Here is a 21,393-nt window from a genome sequence, read left to right on the forward strand (position 1 = left end):
GGGCTTAGCGTAGTACCTTCTCATAGGTCTCCAGGATGATCCCCGACTTATATCCTTTAACATCCAGCAGTTTCAATTTATGCCGCTCCTTAATATCTTTAAATAACGGTTTCCCCTGCCCCAAAATAACAGGATGCACCGCCAGTCTGAATACATCGATCAGGTCCAGGTTAAGAAAAGTTGTGGTCAGGTCGCTTCCACCATACAGCCAGATATCCTTACCAGGCTGTTGCTTTATATCCAGCACTGTTTCTTTAATATTTGAATTGATAAAAACAGCATTAGTATCATCGTGTTTCATCGTCCTTGAAAAGACGTATTTCTTTTTGCTGTGCAGCAGTTTATAAGCTCCCTGAAGCTTTGCATCAGCATTTTCATCCGGCTGAACATTCCCCCACTTTTCATAACTTACCCTGCCGTAGAAGATGATATCCTTATCTGCCAGTATCTCCTGCAGGATGTCTGCATATTCAACTTCCTCATCCCGCACCAGCCAATCCAGTTCACCCTTCGGTCCTTCAATCAAACCATCTAATGAAACAGCCAGGTTTAAAACTACTTTTTTCATGTTGATCTGTTTTAAATCACTGATCAATGCTACAATTTCCGTACCATGAAGAAAGATTAGTTTTGAAGTGTCGCGGATCTTTCGCGGTACTGAAGAGGAGAGATACCTTCTTTGTTCTTAAAGAACCTGCTGAAGGCCTGAATGTCTTCAAAGCCCAGTTCATATGCAATTTCCTTGATCGAAAGTTTACTGTAAATGATCTGCCTGCGGGCACTGACCATGATGCGGTCATGAATAATACTTAAGGGCTGGCGTTCGGAAACAATAGAGAACAGGTTGGAAAGGGTTTTAGGGGATTTATTCAGCTTTGAAGCATAAAAGGCTACATCATGGTGTTTGGAATAATGGCCTTCTACCAGGTAGTTAAATTCCCGGATGATATCTGCCTGGCTTTTATCCAGCTTACTTAAACCGCCGGCTCTCTTTAAACTTCTCACGCTAAGTATCAGCATTCTTTTCAGGATAGATTGCAGCATTTCTTTCTGCAGTGTATCATGCTGCCGCATTTCCGTACAGAAAGTCTGCCAGGTAGTTTCAAAACTTTCCAGGTCATTCTCATCTACAGAAATGATGGGCACGCTGGTAGCACCATAAAACAGCAGACCTTTGCTGCCTACTTCGTTATCATGATTGATGATGCAGAAAAAGGCCTGGTTAAAGCGGATCATCCTGGCTTTTTCCAGATCGATGCTGTCTATTTTATGAAATGCCGTGAGAAAGATGATTTGGTCCTTTGCCAGTGTGTACGGAACTTTATCTATAGTAATGGCGAGCTGTTCCCCTGTATTCCAGATCAGCGTCATATCGGTTTCTTTCACATTAAAAACAATATGACGATTGGAGCTGTTGAGTTCTACTAAGGTTAGAAATTCTTTGGACTGATCTTCGTAAACCATATTTAAAGGTACTAAATCAGGGAAAAATCGCCAACTCTTCGGGAAATGATGCCTATCTACCCTACTAATTCATATTGTAAATTTGTAATACTAATAAAAATAACATCCATGAAAAGAATTGCAATCAATGGCTTTGGCAGAATAGGCAGATCTTCCCTAAAGGTCATTTTAGAAAGTGAAGATCTTGAACTGGTTGGCATAAACGATCTGATGAGTATTGAGAATGCTGTTTACCTGTTGAAATACGATAGCATCTACGGCAAATACAACAAAACTGTCAGCTTTCAGAACGACCAGATCGTTATAGATAATAAATTCATACGGTACACTTCCATCAAAGACCCCGCTACACTACCCTGGAAAGAACTGAATGTGGATGTGGTGATTGAAAGCACCGGCATATTCACCAATAAAAGTGACGCAGAGAAACACATTACAGCCGGAGCACGTTTCGTAGTTATTTCCGGTCCTACAAAAGATACGCCCACTGTTGTGCATGGTGTTAATACGGAAGAAGGAAAGGTAGCCATCTTTTCCTGCGCCAGCTGTACCACTAATAGCATCAGTCCTGTTATTGAAATATTAGGACGCAGGATAGGGATTAAAAAAGCGATACTGAATACAACACATGCCTACACCGCTTCCCAAACCTTAGTAGATGCTCCATCAAAAAGAGAACCCAGGATGGGAAGGACTGCCGGGATGAATTTAGCGCCTGCAGCCACCGGAGCAGCTATTGCCACAACAAAGGCCTTACCACAGTATGCAGGAAAATTTGACGGTATTGCAGTAAGGGTACCAGTTCCCGTAGGTTCCATATCAGACATCACTTTTATCGCAGAACGCAACACCAGCATCGAAGAGATCAATAAGGTTTTAACAGAAGAAGCCGCTTCTCCAAGATACCACGAAGTAGTAGCCGTAACGGACGAACCACTGGTATCCACCGACATCATCAAAAGTCCGTATGCCGCTACCATAGACCTGGAGATGACAAGAGTAGTGGATGGAGACCTGGTGAAAGTAATGGCCTGGTATGATAATGAATGGGGATTCACCAATCAGATGATCAGGCAGATAAAAACATTATAACATGAACTACTCATCTTTAGCATTTACAGATGCCATCAAAAAACTACAGGAGAGGTTGGGAAGCAGAGACAGTTATGAACGGGTAGAAAAAATGAGTTATGTAGATGGATTAACGGATTACGAACGGGAATTTATAAGCCATATGGATAGTTTCTACATGGCTTCTTTTGGCGAAAATGGATACCCCTATATACAACACCGTGGCGGCCCTAAAGGCTTCATAAAAGTGATAGATGATACCACTCTCGGCCTGGTTGACTTTACAGGTAACCGCCAGTATATTTCTGTAGGGAATATCAGTAAGAACCCTAAAGTGTCGCTCATCATGGTGAACTATCCGCTTCGTGCCAGGCTGAAGATCTATGCAGAAGCTGAGATTGTAGAAATAAATGAAGATCATGATCTTTATGATCACTTAAAACCAGAAGACTACAAATTCAAACCGGAAAGGATGATGATCTTTAAGATCCAGGCCTACGACTGGAATTGCCCGCAGCACATCACACCCAGATACACTGTGGCAGAAATAGAAGAATTACTGGAACCGCAAAAGCAATACATTAAAACTTTAGAGCAGGAAGTAAAGACCTTAAAAGAAAAACTCACTGCAGGCAGCAAAAGCTAATTCCCCATGCGGGTCTTTTCATCCGAATTATTAGCATCTATCTTCTTCTTCGCAAACTCTTTGCCTGCGCTGAAATTCCATACAAAGGAAACACCAGCCGTTCTCGTAGGTCTTTTCTGGTAAAAGTTGATCCTTGTGTTATTATACTCCGTCAGTTCTTTTTCCCGGAAAGTATTAAACAGGTCTGTAAAGCTCAGGCGGATCCTTCCCTTATTCTTCCATATCCTTCGGGACATGCCAAGGTCCGCATAAAAGACATAGGACATCCTTGAATTGGCGCTGGTGTAGGGAGAATTATACTCCACATACAGATCTATATCCGCTACTTTCTTCCATTCATACGTGTGAATGGTTTTCAAAGAAATAGAGGTACGGGAGATCCGTACCTCATCTAAATCAGCGGTAGCACGATATAGCAATAAGCCGTTATTTGTACGCCAGTTTTTCAGAATGGCAAAAGGCGCACTCAAAGACAAACCAAATTCCGTATTACCCGGAAAGTTCTTTGACATGTGCTCTATTATGCGTTCTTCAATAGTACGGGCAGTTTGCGCTATATAATTAGTGGAAGATTTAAAATATAGGTCTGCCGTGTACTCCCGGTTCCATGTATAACCTGCTTGTATGCTATTCGTAAATTGGGGTAACAAATCGGGATTGCCGGTCAATACGGCAAAATCATTTACCTGCAGGCGGTAGGGGTTCAGATCATTATAAGCTGGCCTTCTTACACGCCTTGAATAATTTAAGTGAATGGAATTCCCCTTCTGCTCATCCAGTGTATGATCAATGAACAGCGAAGGGAACCAGCCGAAATAATTCCGGCGAATAGTTTCTCCAGAAATGAGGGAAATACCTTTGGAATAAGTTTGTTCTCCCCGCAGGCCTGCTTTGATACTGGTGCGACGGATCATTTTCTCAAAAGAGCCATAGAACATCAGCAGGCGTTCATCATACAGAAAGTCATCACTGCGTGCCGGGTTCTTTATCCAGTTGCCAGTAGCTTCATCTTCTGCAAGGATGCTATTGTGCCGGTTTATCTGTGCATATTTAATCCCTGTTCTGGCAATTGATTTCCCACGAAGCCCTAATGTATAATCCGCCTGTGCACTGTACATCTCTGTTGTGCTGGGTGTGATGGTCCTGAAACCATTGCTCATATCAGGATCACTGTACACAGAAATAAGCGTATTGGATTCTTCCTTACTGCTGCGGGCATAATCCCCGATCACTTTCAGAGAAGAGCCAAGGGTATCTATGTTCCATGCATAACTGACAGTGGTATTGGTAAAATGCGGCCTTCTCACCCAGTCTGTATTTGCGTTTCCTGTTACGAGGTCAGCCGGGCGCTGATAAATGATACCGGAACTGAAGTTTTGCAGCAACTGGCTGGAGTTGCCATTGTGCTGCACATTTACGGAATGTGTGGGAGAGAAATCGTATACAATACCTGCGCGGTATTGTTGCCGGGCATTGTTATTATCCCGTTCGGTGGAATTGTAGATATAACTTTTATCAGGATAATCCGTAGCGGTGTAGCCTGTATAAAAGCTGTTATCCTTCACGTAATTATACCCTCCGAACAGGTACCATTTTTTCATTTTATAATCGAGTGAAACACCCGCACCTGCATAAGGCTTTTTGCCCTGCTGTTTGTACTGTGCAGATAAGGTACCTGTTACACCTTGCCTTCTGGCCTTCTTCAGGATAATATGCACAATGCCCCCGGAGGAGGATGCTTCAAATTCAGCAGGGGGATTGGGGATCACTTCTATTTTACTGATGTCTTCAGAACGTAAGGTTTTCAGGTATTCTGATAACTCCAGCCCTGTCATCCGCTGCACCACATCATTGATCATCACTGTTACGGACTGGTTGCCGGTTATTTTGATATTGCCATCGGGGCTTACCCAGAGGCCGGGAGATTTCTGTAATACATCCAGACCGGAATATCCATTGGCCAGGACACTGTTCTCTATGTTGATAATGTAACGGTCTGCTTTCCTGGTCACCAAAGGCGGCTTGCCAGTTATCTTCACCTCTTTGAGGGTTCTTTGCTGCGCCGTGATCTCCAATGTACAAACTGTACAAAAGCACAAAAGTGATATGATCCTGGCTGTTATCATGCCATAAATCTATCGCAGGATGATAAGGGATCAAAGGGGGAATGAGCAGTTGGCGGAGATGAATGATTACTTGCCGGGCTGTAGTTTTTTCAGCAGCATTTCCTTACGGGAACGGGATACATCAATGGTGGCGCCATTGCTCATAAGCAGGCTGCCTCCCTCTCCCCTGTTGTATTTCCTGACTTCATTAAGGTTAACAAGATAAGAATGATGCACCCGGAGAAAACGGTATTCTTCCAGCATCTCTTCAATCTCTTTTAAAGTACGGGAGATGATCAGCTTCTGGTCTTCCACTAAATTGAAAATGGTATAGTTACTGCTGGAGCTGCAATACAGGATCGTATCCACCGGAATGATCTGCAAGCCATCCAGTGTGGGTAATGCAATGCGGTTCACTGCAGATTGCGGTTGCTGGAATCTGGAAAGTAAAAGCTCCATTTGTTTTTCCAAAGAAGGAGATCGCTTCCCGGTCACCCTGTTCACTGCCGCTTTCAGATCTTCCGCATCAACGGGTTTCAGCAGGTAATCCAATGCACTAAAGCGAATGGCTTTAATGGCATACTGATCATAACTCGTTGTGAAAATGCATTCAAAAGAAACCGGCGCTAATATTTCCAGCAGTTCAAATCCATTCAGGTAAGGCATTTCAATATCCAGGAATACCAGTTGCGGCTGTAGTTCTCTGATGACCTTTACAGCTTCTTTAGCATTGTTACAAACAGCCGTTATAGTTACATCCGGACAGTTCTTCTTTATCAACATCACCAATGCCTGTGCGGCATAATGCTCATCGTCTATGATCACTGCATTAATCATGGGCCAGCTTATTATTGATCTTTAAAATTACTTTGGTGCCTGCTATTTCTCCCCGTTCTCCTATAATATCTTCTGTTTTAAAAGAAGCACCTGACTGGTCTCCATTAAACAATGCCAGCCTTTCAGCGCTTAGCCTGTTACCAAAAGAGGCACCCTTTTCAACAAGGCCAGATCTGAATGCGGCTGCTTTTTCCCGGCCAATACCATTGTCCCGGATGGTACAGGTAAGTATATCCCGTTGCATACTGAAATGAATGTGCAGCTCCCCCTTTCCTTCTTTGTGCAACAGTCCATGCCAGATAGCATTTTCACAAAAAGGTTGCAGGATGAAGGAAGGTACAAAGATCATAGATGGATGTAAACCCGGATCAAAATCAATTGTATATTCAAAAGCTTCCCGGAACCGCAATTGTTCCATGTTCAGATACAGGCGAAGCATAGCCAGCTCTTCTTCCAGGGTGATGGTTGTTTTACCGGCATTCACCAGCACAGTACGGATCAATTTGGAGAAACGGGTGAGGTATTCGGACGCTTTATCACCTTCCTCATTTAAAATAAAATGGTTGATGGAACTGAGGCAATTAAAAATAAAATGAGGATTCATCTGTGCGCGCAGCGCCTTCATTTCCAGTTCGGCGGCCCTTTGTTTCAGGCGTAATTTTTCATTCCTGTGCCGTAGCACAGTCAGCAGTAATGCAAAGATCCCTAACAGCAAAACACCCGCCACGCAGGCAATAAGGATATTACGCTGTGATTTCAACCGCCCGGCCTCTGCTTCCTGCCTGGACCCGAACATCTTTCGTTTAAAGGTTTCTGAGATCACAGAATCTTTCAGTGCTTCGTATTGTTTATGATATGCCAGCGCTTTCTTATTATCACCACTGGCTTCATAAATAGCAGATAACAGTTCATAAGCATCTCTTTTGTTCTGCCTGGCGCCCCGTATAGCGGAATGTTCCAGGGAACCTTCTACCATCATGAGGGCATTCTTCAGATCGTTCCTGACCAGGTAAATTTTCCCCAGACCCAGCATGCTGCCGATAACAATATTAATATCCGTCAGCAATTTCGCCTCCTTGTACAGGGAATCATAGTAGCGGAAAGCGATGTCATATTTTTTCTCTTTCAGATAGGTATCTCCCATTTTCAGGCGTACGATCTTACCTTTTATATTACCGCTGAGCGATTTCTGATAACAGACCCGGGCCTGGGTGATGTCTCCTTTTGCAGCATACAACTCTCCCATCCGGTGATACAGTTCGCGGTAAGGATATCCGCCATCCTGGAAAGGCCATACCGCTTCGGCTCTCCCGTAATATCCCATGGCGGTTTCATAATCCCCCATGCTCTTATAGAGCGATCCCATCTGTACCAGCGACAAAATATAGTTCTGGTGATGTTTGCCCCCCTCAAAAATAACCAGTGCCTGCGTGACCATTTTAAAGGCATTTTCATAATCGCCCTGGTCATCATAGATATTACTCAGTATCCTCAATGCAACACCCTGGCTTGTTTTGCTCCCCTTATTTTTATAGTGTATGATACTAAGCTTTACTGTATCAACAGCGGCATAGAATTTCCCGTTATACCATAACGCCTGCCCTATCCCGAACAATGATTCCGCAAACAGGAATTCATCATGAAGCTCTACCGCCAGATCCATGGCACTATGGTATTGTTTCCATGCGTCCAGGGGCAAAAAACTCCACAAGTAATTGTTTCCGGCTTGTATATATTGCCAGCATTGCTCCTTCTTATTCGTGTCTGCACGAAGTGGCAGGCAGAAAAGAAAACAGATAAGCAATAACGAGGCAGTTCTTAGCATGTTATAAAACTACCAAAATCCCCTTAATCCTGTATGCGGGATTGATCCATTTGCAGGATCGGGTGAGCAGGTTACAGCTTTCCCTAAAACAAAATGGGCTGTAATGATAAATCATCACAGCCCATTTCTGGTAAGATATATAAATTTAGATAACCTTCACGTTAACTGCATTTAATCCTTTTTTGCCATTTTCCACTTCGTAAGTAACTTTATCATTTTCGCGGATTTCGCCGGTTAAACCTGATACGTGTACGAAAATGTCCTTGTCTCCATTTGAAGGTGTAATGAAACCAAAACCTTTGGATTCATTGAAAAATTTAACTGTTCCTTGTAGCATTTTATTTATTTTATTACGTCTAAGCTAAGCTAATATCCTTGAACTACCTAATTACCTGCCATGAGCAGCCGGAGCCCCCACTCCTGGCGAGCGTGGCGGCAAGGTCATTTCCTGGAAAAACCGCGTGCTGTCTACAAATGACTGATAGGTGAACGTGTTGAGTGTCACCCGGTCATGTGAATGGCCCATTAACAAATTGAGGAGGGTACCCCCCACTCCGGGTCCCCCGGGCCATATCATTTCGTAGCTGGACTCGCTCCGGTTGCTGAACCTGGCAGAATCCACATTACGGGCTGCAATCGAAGCGGCAGCGATCAATGCCATTTCCTGCGTTCTGGCACTGGGCGATCTGGAAGGCCCTCCGCCAAAACCGCTGGGGCCGCCAAAAGAAGAACTGCCTGTTGGCATGTCCCCCATCAACGACTGTACCTGCGGACTGATCAGGTTATCCGGTTCCGCAGCGGCCCCTGTGAAATAAGTGGCACGGAGGGTAGCTACATCTGTTGCTGAAGTGGTGGGATCTGTGGAAAGCTGGCGGATGGCGTAAAGGAATTGGGCATGCGCATATTCCAGACAGGTAGCGGTACCATAATCGTCTGAAGAACTGAAGAGGTTGAATGGAACCGGATCTGTGGGCATCCGGAAGTCCCTCCGCCCGATATTACTCAACAACCTTGCAATGATCAATGCACTGAGCGGCCCTACAAAACGGATGAGCCGGAAAGTAGTAGCATCTGCCGCCTCAGACTCCGTAGTACTGAAGAAGTTGGTCACCCGTACAAAACGGTTACCAAAACCCACCACATCATGGATCAGCCCACCTCCAATATAAATGCCGCCATGTGTAACAGGCAGCCCCGTTAAGAAACCCAGCGCTGTGGAACCGGAACGGAAAACAATATCCCCGGCCGTAAAGCCACGCGCGTTAGCCATATCAATATCGCTCTGCTGGCCTCTTTCACGAAATTCTGCCATCCTGCGGATCTCTTCATCTGTGTAACGTTGTATGGCAGGGGCTCCACCTCCATTTTGCTGTACGGTATGTGTCAGTTCATGGGCCAGCAAATGTTTGCCGGTATCACTTTCCGGTGCATACTGCCCTTCATTGAAATAGATATCGTTGCCATGGGTGAATGCTTTGGCCTGAATATCACGGTTCATTTGCACAGCGTCCCCTCCGGTGTGCACTTTTACCTGGGAGAAATCCTTGCTGAAGAACTGTTCCATGGAACCGCGTGTTTTCTCCGGCAAAAATGATCCGCTCCCTTTGGAACTACTGAGGTCGGACACCAGTTCATCCGGAGCCGACTCTGCATCATCCTCTTCAGCACGTTGCACTACAGGGGTGATTGTTGAAACGGGAGAGGCTTTTTCCATCGTCATTGCCTGGTCTGCCATCTGGTCCGCTTCCTGTTCATATTGATCATGAGGGCCATTAATGGCTAATTTGGCCTGAATAAGCGGTTGGAAAAATGAAGATGCTTCTTTTTGTCCCGTAAAAAAAGGGGACGATGATCTATGCAACGTACGTTCTCCTGAAACGTTTTGGGGCGTTTTCATGGTTTGGAGTATTAGGGGTTATCGGTCTAATTAAAGATACGATTTTTTCCATTGATGGTATGGCAATTGCAGTGTTTTACAACATGGAAAAGAAGATCATCACCGTTTACATAGACAATAAGCCATACCAGCTCGCCATTACCATCAATAAAACCGGCCAGATCACCACTTACCAGGTATTACCCGAAAAAGACGCCGGTAAACTGGACCAGTTTATCCCTACTGATCTTGAATTTGATGTGAATGGTAAAATCCACCTGGATGAAAGGGTGAAGACAGTGAAAGGCGAACAGATTGCCCGCATTATCTGGAATGGCATAAAAGATCAATTGGAGGAATAGTAATATTCATCCCATAATTGAAGGTATTCATCCCACATGCTCTTTTACTGCCGGCAAAAATTCCTATTTTCATCTCCATGAAAGCTATCGTTACCTGCCTGCTGATCTTCTTCAGCATCTCTGCAACCGCCCAGTATGCTATAATAAAGGGCGAAATCGCTCATCTGGAAAAAGACACGATCTCCATTGCATTATTACATGACCAGGTGACCGGTGACATGCAGATCTTTCGTGTGGCGGTAAACAACGGGAAATTCAAAACGAATATCTATGTACCTCGTGCTGTATACTTCGCTGTATCAGATGACAAAAACTACACCCACGGTTTGATCCAGCCCGGTGATGACATTACCCTCCGATATGATTTTGAAGACAAACCCGGAACGCTGCAATTCTCAGGAAAGGGAGCAGAAAAGAGTACTTTCTACCAGCGTTTTGCCATACTGAAGAAATCGCGTGGAACAGACATTACTACTGCGAAGGCCTTGGAAAACATCCGCAGCACCATGAACAAGGATAGCTATATGCTGCTCTATGCACATCTCACCGGCATCCAGCAATCCACTAAATATTTTACCACCGGTCAGTTATCCCCTTTTAACGACAGCCTGTACTACTCTTTCAATTATGCGAATGATGTATATAATATCGTGTCTGAACATTACCGGCAAAGCTATACCGGAAAAGACATGGTAGCGAAATATGATACCCTCTCCCGGATATTACCACCTAAGTTAAGAGAACCCGTGCTCACGTTGTTCATACGGTATGATATAAAGCAACTCACTGATTCCCTCGTAAATACAATACTCACCAATAACGTTTACAGAGAATACATCTTAAAGAAAATAGCCGCTGAAAGAAAATTCAGAAAAGGCATGATAGCTCCTGACTTCTCCCTTGAGAACGATAAAGGAGAAAAAGTAACCTTGCAGGATTATAAAGGAAAGGTGGTGCATATCGATTTCTGGTTTGAAGCCTGTGTACCCTGCCAGCAAATGTTTGAGCGGTTAAAACCTTTAAAGGCACAGTATGCCGCGAACAAGGACATTGTTTTCCTTTGCGTGTCCATCGATGAAAAAGGTGTTTGGAAGAAAGCGAAAGAAAAGATACAAGCGGAGCATTTGTACACCAACAATAAAGGGCGTTTTCATCCTGTGATCAGTGATTATAACATAGATGGATATCCCACTACTTATATCATCGGGAAAGATGGACTTATTTTCAATGAGGCACCTTCCGGTTATCCTGAGGACCTGCAACCGCAACTGGAAGCAGCTTTGAAAAAATAAAAAAAGGTTACAGATATTGTATCTGTAACCTTTACTGTCATTGTTGGATCCTCTATCTTAAAAATTTAATCAGCTTATCGATATTATTAATAATATACTGTGCAGTGCTGTTATTTTTCTTTGGACCGGTGATCAATTCCCGCACATGTTGTTCCCAATCTTCCATGGCATCTTTTGGCGTAGTACCACTACCAAATATACCAGCTTCCCTGTCCGGGCCAAGAATACAACAGTAAGCATTACCATCTTCATACACTACCGGCCGAAAAACATAAACAGCCTGGGAAATAGTTTCGGATTCATAATCTATGAATACCTGATCTACCGGGTTTATCTTCATTTGCTCCATAATGAATGCTATTTCCTTATTAAGCACAACAAATATGCCTACAGGTGGTCAAAACCCTAACAGCAATGGGCAAATCCATATCAGATAGACATATAGATAATAACGTCATACCTCCTGCTCATCATCAACTGCCGCTTTCATTCCACAATCTGTAGAATTGCTATTGCTGTTTCGATTTCCATGGAGTAAATTAGACCACAATAAATTCCCCGTTATGAACCGTACCTCGTTTTTTAAAACGCTTATGGCTGTTCCTGCATTGGCGGTTACGCCTAAAATATTACATGCCGCCAGCTTTGCCGCCCCCCATAAGTTAAAGATCAGCCTGAATGCTTATTCCTTCAACACGCCCTTACGCGATGGCAGTATGACCCTGGATGATATGCTTGAATTTTGTGCCGGCACACCCATTCAGGCAGTAGATATTACCGGTTATTATTTCCCCGGTTATCCTGCTGTTCCAACAGATGAATACATCTATCATATCAAACGAAAAGCTTTCCGGCTGGGCCTGGATATCAGCGGCACCGGCGTACGCACTGATTTTACGAACCCTGACAAAACCAAACGGCAGGCAGATGTTCAGCTCACGAAAGATTGGATTGAAGTAGCCGCCAAACTGGGCGCCCCCGTGATCAGGATATTCTCCGGAACGCAAATGCCCGAAGGCCATAGTTGGGAACAGGTAGCTGCCTGGATGATGGAAGATGTAAAGGCCTGTGTGGAACATGGCAAAAAATATGGTGTGATAGTAGGAATCCAGAACCATAATGATTTTATTAAAACAGCAGCGCATGTACACCAGATCAGCAAAATGATCAGTTCAGAATGGTTCGGGATCATCCTGGATACCGGCAGTTATAAAACCGGGGATCCTTATCAGCAGATTGCTGATACTGCCAAATATGCCATCAACTGGCAACTGAAAGAGAATGTTTTCATCAATGGCGTGGAACAACCTGCTGATATTAACAGGATCATTAAGGATATCAAAACATCCGGTTACAAAGGTTACCTGCCCATTGAAACATTAGGAGCCGGTGATCCCAAAGTAAAAGTGCCCGTATTTGTAGAAAAAGTACGGAATGCATTAGATTGATCTTCAACATTTTATAAAAAATATTCCGAAAGCTGTCCAATTCCTGTCCATCCGATCATTATTGGGGTGTAATTCATCATTAAACCAATAATAACAACGAATATGGAACAGAGAATTAATGTTTTCGAAAAAGGATTGGCTGCTATGAAATCCTTGTATGGTGTAGGCGGCTATTTAGCCAAATCATCCGTTGAAAAACCCCTTTTAAACCTGATCTATTTCAGGGTATCCCAGATCAATGGCTGTGCTTACTGTCTTGACATGCATTCAAAAGATCTCCGCGCAACAGGAGAAACAGAACAACGTCTTTATGGCCTGAGCGCATGGCGCGAAACACCGTATTTCTCAGAAAGGGAACAGGCTGCACTTTCATGGGCTGAATCCGTTACTAACCTGAAAGAAGGTAATGTATCAGATGAAGTATACTACCTGGTGCGCAAACAATTTTCTGAAGAAGAACTGATAGACCTCACACTGGCTGTTACCACCATCAATACATACAACCGTATTAACATTGCCTTCAGGGTTATTCCCGGTGATTACAAACCCGGACAGTATAAATAATATTTTTCCCTACATTCGATAACTATTAAAATAAAAACGACATGAAAGAGTTCGCTTTATTGTTCAGACAACCCAGCTACGATCACAGCAAAACACCGGCAGATGAAATGAAGGCGCTTTCAAAAAAGTGGCAGGATTGGGTAGGCGGCATAGCAGCCCAGGGTAAATTAGGCAGCGGCAGCCTTCGTCTTTCATTGGAAGGCAAAGTATTGAAAGCTGGTGGCGTTATTACAGATGGTCCATTTGTGGAGATCAGGGAACTGCTGGGTAGTTTTATAACCGTTAAAGCAGATACACTGGAAGAAGCTACCACATTAGCCCATGGCTGTCCCGCATTGGATGCTAATGGCAGTGTAGAGATCCGCGCTATTATGTAAACATATCAGATCCCCGCTCTTTACAGGAGTGGGGATCATCATTTCTTATGAAGAACGACTTAAAAAATTTATTCCAGCAGGAATTTGCCAAAATGGTGGCGGTGATCAGTAAACTATACGGATTACAACACATAGAAATAGCAGAAGATATTGTGAGTGAAACCTTTCTGCTGGCCACGGAAACATGGGAAACAAAAGGTATTCCGCAAAACCCCACTGCCTGGCTTTACCTCGTAGCCAAACAAAAAACATTACATCACTTCAGAAGGAACAAGATCTTCGCTGAAAAGATAAAACCCGCCCTCACTGCCAGCCAGGAAAAAGAAGATGAAATGGCCGAACTGAACTTTTCCCAGGAGAATATTAAAGACAGCCAGTTACAGATGCTCTTTGCCGTCTGCAATCCCGCCATTGCCAGTGAAGCCCAGATAGGGCTGGCATTACGGATACTTTGCGGTTTTGGTATTGATGAAATAGCAGAAGCATTTTTGTCCAACAAAGAAACCATCAACAAAAGATTATTCCGGGCAAAGGATAAACTGCGCACGGAAAACATAAAGATGGAACTACCATCAGAAAGTGAAATAACCAAACGGCTGGATAACGTTTTACATATTATCTACCTGTTATTCAACGAAGGATATTACTCCCAGACACAAAACCAGATCCTGCAAAAAGACCTCTGCCTGGAAGCCATGCGGCTGGGCGTGATGCTCACTGCATACGAAAAGACCAACCTGCCCAAAACAAATGCCCTGATGGCCCTGATGTGTTTTCACGCCTCCCGTTTCAGCGCCCGGCAAACAAATGAAGATACTCTCGTATTATACGAGCAACAGAACGAAGCACTCTGGGATACAGCACTGATCAATCAGGGCCGGTATTTCCTGGACCTCTCTGCCCAGGGGAATGAGATCAGCTCTTATCACCTGGAAGCTAAAATTGCCTTCTGGCATTGCATCAAAGAAGACACGAAAGAAAAATGGGAGGAGATCCTCCAATTATACAATCAACTGCTGATGGTGAATTATTCGCCTAGCGTTGCCCTCAACAGGACCTTTGCCCTCTATAAAGCAGACGGCCCAAAGATCGCACTGGCAGAAGCGGAAAAACTCAAACTGGAAAACAACCATTTCTACCACCTGCTGCTGGGAGAACTCTACAAGGACATTGATAACCGGAAAGCCTTATCCAACCTGCAAAAGGCGTATGATCTGGCCAAAACCCAACCAGAAAAACAAGGGATAAAAGAGAAGATCGAACAACTTTCTTAAAAATATTTTCGGTGACCTGTCCAATTTTGCGTTGCTCAGTCCTCATTAAGGAAACAACATAAAATGGAAACTACATTTTTGCCTCCTATCGAAAAGCCTCAGGGGCTGATCATGAAACTCGTTTTCTTCTTTACACGCCGTCAGTTCGGCAAAGTACTGATGCCACTGAAAGTACATACTGCCCGGTTGCCGCTTGCATTCGGTATGTTCTATGGAAAGGTCTCCCAGCTGGACAAAAAACTGCAACTGCCTCAGGAACTGGCTTCACTGATCCGTGTACAGGTAGCCCGCATCAATATTTGTCTTTTTTGTATAGACACCGGTCGCTGGGCTGCTGCCAAAGCCTCTATGAATGAAGCCAAATTCGATGCTTTGGATAAATACACCACGAGTTCCCTGTTTTCAGATAAAGAGCGTGCAGCACTGGATTATGTAACGGGGCTAACGAAAGACAAAACAGTGAACCCGATCGTTTTCAAACGCATGGCAGCTTATTATTCTGAGCAGGAAGTGTGTGAGATCGTTTGGTTAGTAGCCAGTGAGCATCTTTATAATCTCACCAATATCGGGTTGAATATTCACTCAGATATGCTTTGCGATATCACTAAAAGGAATAAATAAAAAAAGGGGGCTGGTATGTGCCAGCCCCTTTTTTTTACAATACGATCCGCTTACCAGTTGCTGCAGATCGCTTTGCAGCATCCAGTATCTCCATCACAATCATATTATACTTCAAAGAAGAAAGATCATCTGTACCAGGCAGTTCATTACGAAGCACCGCCGTTAAATAAACGATAGGATCATTAAAAGGTGCTTTCAATGGTTCTGCTACCTTCACACCTTTTTTATTCTCCCGCATGCGGCTGGTGATATTCACACCATCCAATGCATGCAGATAACCCGTTACACCAAACACTTCCAGGTCCTTGATAGAAAACGGCCAGTTCCAGGAAGCTTCAATAAGCCCTGTGGCGCCAGGATATTCTACGAGGATCGTAGCATCATCATCCACTTTAGGATACACATCTGGCTTGTAACGCCTGGTGACAGCCGTTACGGCGATAGGGCGTTGTCCTTTCATCAACCAGGTCATCAGATCTGCACCATAACAGCCGAAATCATTCAAAGCCCCTGCCCCATTCAAAACAGGATCTGTGAGCCAGCTTAAGAATTCTGCACTGCAACCAATCTCTTTGGGTCCCTGATGTCCGTCATGCACCACCATCTTTTTGATCTGGCCGATGCTGTCTTTGCTGATCGTATTATACACATCATGGTAGGATGCATACCAGGTAGTCTCAAAATTAGTGAGCACCTTGATCTTATATTGTGTGGCCAGTTTTTCTATTTCCTTTGCCTGTTGCAAAGTAGCAGCCAATGGTTTTTCCACCATTACAGGGATACCAAGTGGTGCACAAACCTGTACAACTTTCAGATGTTCTCCTACTGCATTGTATCCAACTACCACATCTGGTTTCTTTGATACTAAAGCCTTCTTAAGATCATCATAGAAAAGAGAATCCGGCAGGCGATATTGTTTAGCATATTTTAGCTGTAATTGCTTGTTGGGTTCTACAATACCAATAATATTCACTTTACCTTGCGTGTACTGCCGCAAAATGCCATGGATATGATCATGGTTTAAACCGGCCACCACTACTTTGATGGGTCCCTGGGCTAAACTGGCTGTATACACGCCTATTAACAAAAAGAAGAAGAAAAAGGATTTCATGCGGCTTGTTTTAAAATAACAAAATACAGCTGAAATTCTTAATTTTTCGATACTTTGTTTAAAATGTGATATTATGCTGTCTACCCGTCACGAGGTTTTCATGGAAGTTGCCCACCAGAAGAGCTTCTCAAAGGCCAGCCAGGTATTGTTCATTTCCCAGCCGGCTGTGAGCAATCATATAAAAGGACTGGAAGAACAATACAAGACCAAATTGTTTGAAAGGAAAGGTTTGCAGATAGAGCTCACGGAAGCAGGTAACTTACTCTATAACCGCTTGTTAGCCGTGCGGCTCATACAAAAGGAAACAGAGTTTGATATTTCTGTGATGCACGACAAGCAACAGGCCACTGGTATCTTAAACCTCGGCGCCAGTACTACTGCTGCCCTGTATATCCTGCCACGCGTAATGTCTGCCTTTCACAGGGAATACCCGCAGGTAGACATCTCCCTGCTAAACAGGAACAGTGAGATCGTTTTGCAGGCGCTGCTGGACAAAGAGATCAATATCGGTGTTACGGAAGAAAAGGGCAAACTCACCAACATTACTTACCAGCCTTTCGTGAAAGATCAGATCGTAGCAGTATGCAGTCAGGATAATCCCCTCGCAAAGAAGAAATCCTACTCTCTTAAAGAATTGTTAAATATGTCCGTAGCTATACGGGAAAGAGGCAGCGGCACACTGGAAGCTATTAAGAAAGGACTGTCCAAAAGCAAGATCCGCCTGAATGACCTGAAAATAAAAATACGGCTGGGCGGTACGGAAGCCCTGAAAAACTTCCTGCTGGAATCAGATTGTGTAGGATTCCTCTCCACCCGCTCCATTATGAAAGAGCTGCAGCACGGGGAACTGGTGATCCTTCAGTTTGAAGGCCTGCGCATTGAACGGAACTTCTATTTTATCCAGCGGAAGGGCGAAACCAGTGAATTGAACAAGCGTTTTATAAAAATGGCCAGATCGCTCTATAACTAATAGTTATAGGTCATAACATTTACATATAGTTATAGTTATACACTAAAGCATACATTTACAACACAATCGTGCTTTATGAACATGCTTTTTTATTACGAAGAAATATATAATGCGGCTATTGAAAGGATCAATAAACTCGTTAACCTGTCAGAAAATCTCACACATAGATTAAACCGGCTGATCACCCAGGAAGACATAGATGTGGTAACAGAAAGAAGTATGTTTTCCTCAGGTAATGTTTTATGTCCTGATGCTGCTGCAGAATATGCCGGTATCAGCAAACTACTGGAACTGGATATGCAGGAAGAATAGTATCTCTCTTAAATGTTGCAGAATTGTTAAAGTACCACTAACCAACAAGAGTTGGGGCTACCTTTGCCAAAATTCGCGGAAATGGCAATGTTACTGCAGCAGACAAAATACAGTCGTAAACAGGAATTAGTGAACGGTCTCATTCATGCTTTCGGGATCGTTTTTGGCTTTAGTGCATTACCGGTACTGACAGGTATCGCTGCAACACATGGCAACACACCAGGTATCGTAGGAGCCGGCATTTACAGCTTTTGCTTTATCTTGCTCTTCACCTGCTCCACCGTTTATCATCTCTCCCAGGAACCAGCCGTAAAAAAGCTCTTCCTCGTATTTGATCACATCAGCATTTACTTCCTTATAGCAGGTACTTACACACCCTTCCTGCTCGTATATATGAACAATGCCTTTGGCATCACCCTGCTCTCTGTATTATGGGGACTTACCTTAGTAGGCATCATCTTCAAAACATGGTTCACCGGCAGGTTCGATATCATCTCTACCATCATTTACCTGCTTATGGGCTGGATCCTGGTAGTAGGCGGAAGAAGGTTCTTTACAGACCTCCCCGTTTCCGTGATCACCCTGCTGTGTATTGGTGGCGGTTTGTATTCCATCGGCGTATATTTTTACATCCGGGATAAACGCACCTATACCCATGCCATATGGCATGGACTGGTATTAGCTGCAGCAGTCTGTCATTATGTAGCTGTGTTGTTAACTATGTAGTTTGCTAAAGTACATGTACCAGTTAGTTTCCCATGTTACGCCACCATCTGCAGAAAAAGCCTGGCTCCAAACCGGGTTATCCGGATCGGTAGCATCCCAGCGGAATTCCACATCCATTAATTCCCCCCGCAGCATTTCTTTTCCATAGAAAATGCCCACTTTGTTTTCGAAGGCGCCCACAACAGGCGTATCCAGCTGGCCACGTGCATTATCAGCCCAGTAGATATTCCAAAGCTGTGTTTCCAGGTTGAATAAGCGGAGTGTGAGTCCGGCAAAAGTACCCGCATGAAATTGCCCGATGTTCCCGATGCCATTTAGGATCTTCGTTACATCATCGGTAGCAGGAAATTCTTCCCATTCATCATTTTGCTGTAAACGGATCTTTAATTTGCGGTTGCGGATAGCCCATTTCCCGATCAGGAAATCAAAGTCCTCCGCAGAAGAGGTAGTGATAATGCTCATAAATAGATTTTGGATGTGTATGTTATACTGATAGCATTTTAACCCGGCCGAAAAAGGTCATTTGTTGTGTACAGGTTCGATACGTGTTTGATTGGGCTTCGTTCCGGCAAAAAGGTAAAATAGCATCAAAAAGAGGTTGCCTCAAATAAATGAGACAACCTCTTATCTAAAAATACGCTTTTCTGTGGAATCCTGCAAGTGGTTACTTGAAGGGGAGGTGGGAGATAAGGATTTCCGGATTGTAACCATCTTTATCTAATTTATAGAAGAAAGCAGCAGCCCATTCGTCTGCTCTTTCTACTTTTGGGCCCAGGGTAATCTTTTTCAATATTGGATTTATGTTCACTAATTCAATCCACACTCTTGGAATCTGATCCGTGGAAATATTTTTATCAATTCCGGTACCTTTTACTACTAGTCTTAATTCGTGCTCATACTGATACTCCACACTTTTAAATAAGTACGCAATTCCATTCAAAAGCTCCAGCACATTCTGCTTATCAACCTCTGAGGTTTCGTCCTTTGAATTAAAATTCTTGATAAAACGAGCCAATTGGCGCATATAATTATTCAATTCGTCTTCATCCTTTTCTGCACCAGGCAAAATAAACATTTCTTTTTCGTCATGTTTCCTGTATGCTACTCTATAAAAATTAAATTCTTCATTATCTTTTGAAGTAGCGGTTATTTCTTTACCTGGCGCAAGTTTCTCTTTTAAATTATTCAGGAACATTTCTTTATTCAATGTAATGGCACAACCTTTGGCCTCCTCCTTATTCTCTTTCCCATACATTCGCCATAATGTAAGATCATCATGTTTATTCTCAGCCACAAAACTTCCTATAAAAGGTTTTTTTGCAAATGGCTCAGCGATGGTATCATTGTTAACTTTCGTATTAGTATGAAAGGAGAGAAAGTTAAATAATTCGCGCCCTTCAGATGTATCATTAAGATAGGCCCCCTCAGATAAACGGAATGAACTATCTGAAATGATTAGCATCTTTACAACAGTCAGGCTGGTATAGTGCGTAACTGTTTCATCTTTAAATAACAGAAGTTTTTTAATATCATTAACTAATAAACTTATGGTGTTAAAATCAGGGCTACCAATTAATTTCTCCAATTCAAGGATTTTGGATTGGGCCACGGAAGTATAATAATCAGGCTTGGCCTTAGTTAATTCTACATACTTAGTATAATCCTCTAATGCCTTTTCATATTCCTTTGCTTCGCTATATGCTAAAGCTCTATTATAATATGCACTATCATCATTTTGGTCGATGCTAATTGCCCTTGAATAATGTTGAATAGCTTCATTATACTGATCTAGCCAATAGGCAACAAGTCCCAATCCATCATAAGGCGCCGAACTATTCGGGTTAATTGAAATGGATTTATTATAATTTTCTGTCGCCTTGTCATATAGCGCAAGTTGACAATAAACACTTCCTAATCCATCATAAGCGAATGCATAAGTCGGGTAAATGTCAATTGCTTTTTCATAATATTCAACTGCTTTACCAAACTGATTTTGTTCTTTATAAACATTTCCCAATCCATTATAAGGAGATGCATAAGTCGGATCTATTTCAATTGCTTTTCCATAAAACTCAATTGCCTTGTCGTTTTGATCTATAGAGCAGTAAACATTCCCTAAACCATTATACGGAACAGCAGAATCCGGATCAATTTCCATTGCCTTTGTGTTAGCCTCAATGGCTTTATCATACTGCTTAAGCTTTAAATAGGCATGACCAATTAAGCAAAATGAACGAGCGTGATTCGCATCTAAGGCCAGCCCTTTATTTACAACATCAAAGAATGAATTTGTTTCCCTCAGTTCCAGATATGCCTCTGCTTTCTCTGCATACAGATCAGCACTTTTATAAGTATTAAGCAAACTATCCGGAGTCAGGTCAATTACTTCCCGATATTTCACGTTTTTCTTTAGTTCCTTCGCCTTTTCTAATATTTCACTCAATGGGGTCATTAGTTATATTAGTTATAATTAAGAGGTTCTTTAAGCTATTACCTAATTTATAACATTTCT

The 21,393-nt window shown here is 43.1% G+C and carries 23 protein-coding genes; 12 read left to right on the plus strand and 11 right to left on the minus strand.

Annotated features, from left to right (window positions below; all coding sequences use genetic code 11):
- Positions 1-4: 4 nt before the first annotated feature.
- Together GFS24_RS25125 and GFS24_RS25130 are read right to left on the minus strand one after the other, a co-directional pair.
- Positions 5-568 (minus strand): dihydrofolate reductase family protein, encoded by a 564-nt coding sequence (locus GFS24_RS25125; protein ID WP_153664513.1) that lies wholly within the window; start codon positions 566-568, stop codon positions 5-7.
- Positions 569-624: 56 nt separating this feature from the next.
- Positions 625-1,464, minus strand: coding sequence for a helix-turn-helix domain-containing protein (locus GFS24_RS25130; protein ID WP_153664515.1), 840 nt, complete (start codon positions 1,462-1,464; stop codon positions 625-627).
- Between the two features lie 108 nt (positions 1,465-1,572).
- On the opposite strand from GFS24_RS25130, the gene GFS24_RS25135 reads away from it, so the two are divergent.
- Positions 1,573-2,556, plus strand: a complete 984-nt coding sequence (locus GFS24_RS25135) for a type I glyceraldehyde-3-phosphate dehydrogenase (RefSeq protein ID WP_153664517.1) — start codon at positions 1,573-1,575, stop codon at positions 2,554-2,556.
- A gap of 1 nt (position 2,557) precedes the next feature.
- Entirely contained in the window at positions 2,558-3,181 is a 624-nt protein-coding gene (locus GFS24_RS25140; RefSeq protein ID WP_153664519.1) for a pyridoxamine 5'-phosphate oxidase family protein, read from the plus strand.
- Here GFS24_RS25140 and GFS24_RS25145 read toward each other — a convergent pair.
- From GFS24_RS25145 to GFS24_RS25165, 5 genes are all read right to left on the minus strand, one after another.
- A complete protein-coding gene (locus GFS24_RS25145) occupies positions 3,178-5,307 on the minus strand; it encodes an outer membrane beta-barrel family protein (RefSeq protein ID WP_153664521.1) in 2,130 nt (709 codons plus the stop codon). The genes GFS24_RS25140 and GFS24_RS25145 overlap by 4 nt on opposite strands.
- Positions 5,308-5,373: 66 nt before the next feature.
- Positions 5,374-6,123 (minus strand): LytTR family DNA-binding domain-containing protein, encoded by a 750-nt coding sequence (locus tag GFS24_RS25150; RefSeq protein ID WP_153664523.1) that lies wholly within the window; start codon positions 6,121-6,123, stop codon positions 5,374-5,376.
- Entirely contained in the window at positions 6,116-7,948 is a 1,833-nt protein-coding gene (locus tag GFS24_RS25155; RefSeq protein ID WP_153664525.1) for a histidine kinase, read from the minus strand. Before GFS24_RS25155 ends, GFS24_RS25150 begins: the two co-directional genes overlap by 8 nt.
- A 145-nt stretch (positions 7,949-8,093) precedes the next feature.
- Positions 8,094-8,285 (minus strand): cold-shock protein, encoded by a 192-nt coding sequence (locus GFS24_RS25160; protein ID WP_153664527.1) that lies wholly within the window; start codon positions 8,283-8,285, stop codon positions 8,094-8,096.
- A 51-nt stretch (positions 8,286-8,336) separates the two neighbouring features.
- Positions 8,337-9,845 carry a DUF4157 domain-containing protein gene (locus tag GFS24_RS25165; protein WP_153664529.1) on the minus strand — a complete coding sequence of 503 codons (1,509 nt, stop codon included), beginning with the start codon at positions 9,843-9,845 and terminating at the stop codon, positions 8,337-8,339.
- A 59-nt stretch (positions 9,846-9,904) separates the two neighbouring features.
- On the opposite strand from GFS24_RS25165, the gene GFS24_RS25170 reads away from it, so the two are divergent.
- Positions 9,905-10,186: a hypothetical protein gene (locus tag GFS24_RS25170; RefSeq protein WP_153664531.1), complete on the plus strand. Its 282-nt coding sequence runs from the start codon at positions 9,905-9,907 to the stop codon at positions 10,184-10,186.
- Between the two features lie 77 nt (positions 10,187-10,263).
- On the plus strand, positions 10,264-11,478 hold the full coding sequence (locus tag GFS24_RS25175; RefSeq protein WP_153664533.1) for a TlpA disulfide reductase family protein: 1,215 nt from the start codon (positions 10,264-10,266) through the stop codon (positions 11,476-11,478).
- 52 nt (positions 11,479-11,530) lie between these two features.
- Here the strand turns inward: GFS24_RS25175 and GFS24_RS25180 are convergent, their stop codons facing one another.
- Positions 11,531-11,827 (minus strand): hypothetical protein, encoded by a 297-nt coding sequence (locus GFS24_RS25180; protein ID WP_153664535.1) that lies wholly within the window; start codon positions 11,825-11,827, stop codon positions 11,531-11,533.
- Between the two features lie 214 nt (positions 11,828-12,041).
- On the opposite strand from GFS24_RS25180, the gene GFS24_RS25185 reads away from it, so the two are divergent.
- The 5 genes from GFS24_RS25185 to GFS24_RS25205 all read left to right on the plus strand — a co-directional run bounded on the left by GFS24_RS25185 (position 12,042) and on the right by GFS24_RS25205 (position 15,762).
- Complete coding sequence (locus GFS24_RS25185) at positions 12,042-12,926, plus strand: sugar phosphate isomerase/epimerase (RefSeq protein ID WP_153664537.1); 885 nt, start codon at positions 12,042-12,044, stop codon at positions 12,924-12,926.
- 102 nt (positions 12,927-13,028) lie between these two features.
- Positions 13,029-13,490: a carboxymuconolactone decarboxylase family protein gene (locus GFS24_RS25190; RefSeq protein ID WP_153664539.1), complete on the plus strand. Its 462-nt coding sequence runs from the start codon at positions 13,029-13,031 to the stop codon at positions 13,488-13,490.
- A gap of 41 nt (positions 13,491-13,531) precedes the next feature.
- Complete coding sequence (locus tag GFS24_RS25195; RefSeq protein WP_153664541.1) at positions 13,532-13,867, plus strand: YciI family protein; 336 nt, start codon at positions 13,532-13,534, stop codon at positions 13,865-13,867.
- Positions 13,868-13,914: 47 nt separating this feature from the next.
- Entirely contained in the window at positions 13,915-15,141 is a 1,227-nt protein-coding gene (locus tag GFS24_RS25200) for an RNA polymerase sigma factor (protein WP_153664543.1), read from the plus strand.
- Between the two features lie 63 nt (positions 15,142-15,204).
- Positions 15,205-15,762 (plus strand): carboxymuconolactone decarboxylase family protein, encoded by a 558-nt coding sequence (locus tag GFS24_RS25205; protein WP_153664545.1) that lies wholly within the window; start codon positions 15,205-15,207, stop codon positions 15,760-15,762.
- Positions 15,763-15,796: 34 nt separating this feature from the next.
- Here the strand turns inward: GFS24_RS25205 and GFS24_RS25210 are convergent, their stop codons facing one another.
- Positions 15,797-16,873, minus strand: coding sequence for a Gfo/Idh/MocA family protein (locus GFS24_RS25210; protein ID WP_153664547.1), 1,077 nt, complete (start codon positions 16,871-16,873; stop codon positions 15,797-15,799).
- 73 nt (positions 16,874-16,946) lie between these two features.
- Here GFS24_RS25210 and GFS24_RS25215 point away from each other — a divergent pair, with 73 nt between their 5' ends.
- The 3 genes from GFS24_RS25215 (at position 16,947) to GFS24_RS25225 (ending at position 18,881) form a co-directional block, all read left to right on the plus strand.
- The gene (locus GFS24_RS25215) at positions 16,947-17,843 is read left to right on the plus strand and encodes a LysR family transcriptional regulator (RefSeq protein ID WP_153664549.1); all 897 of its coding nucleotides are present in this window, start codon (positions 16,947-16,949) and stop codon (positions 17,841-17,843) included.
- A gap of 75 nt (positions 17,844-17,918) precedes the next feature.
- Entirely contained in the window at positions 17,919-18,155 is a 237-nt protein-coding gene (locus tag GFS24_RS25220; RefSeq protein ID WP_153664551.1) for a hypothetical protein, read from the plus strand.
- Positions 18,156-18,236: 81 nt separating this feature from the next.
- Positions 18,237-18,881, plus strand: a complete 645-nt coding sequence (locus GFS24_RS25225; protein WP_216647528.1) for a hemolysin III family protein — start codon at positions 18,237-18,239, stop codon at positions 18,879-18,881.
- Here the strand turns inward: GFS24_RS25225 and GFS24_RS25230 are convergent.
- Both GFS24_RS25230 and GFS24_RS25235 read right to left on the minus strand, forming a co-directional pair.
- Positions 18,870-19,343, minus strand: a complete 474-nt coding sequence (locus GFS24_RS25230; protein ID WP_153664553.1) for a hypothetical protein — start codon at positions 19,341-19,343, stop codon at positions 18,870-18,872. The two genes, GFS24_RS25225 and GFS24_RS25230, sit on opposite strands and share 12 nt — an antisense overlap.
- A 202-nt stretch (positions 19,344-19,545) precedes the next feature.
- Positions 19,546-21,333 carry a tetratricopeptide repeat protein gene (locus tag GFS24_RS25235; protein ID WP_153664555.1) on the minus strand — a complete coding sequence of 596 codons (1,788 nt, stop codon included), beginning with the start codon at positions 21,331-21,333 and terminating at the stop codon, positions 19,546-19,548.
- Between the last annotated feature and the right edge of the window lie 60 nt (positions 21,334-21,393).

The organism is Chitinophaga sp. SYP-B3965 (assembly GCF_009647655.1).
Lineage (GTDB): Bacteria > Bacteroidota > Bacteroidia > Chitinophagales > Chitinophagaceae > Chitinophaga.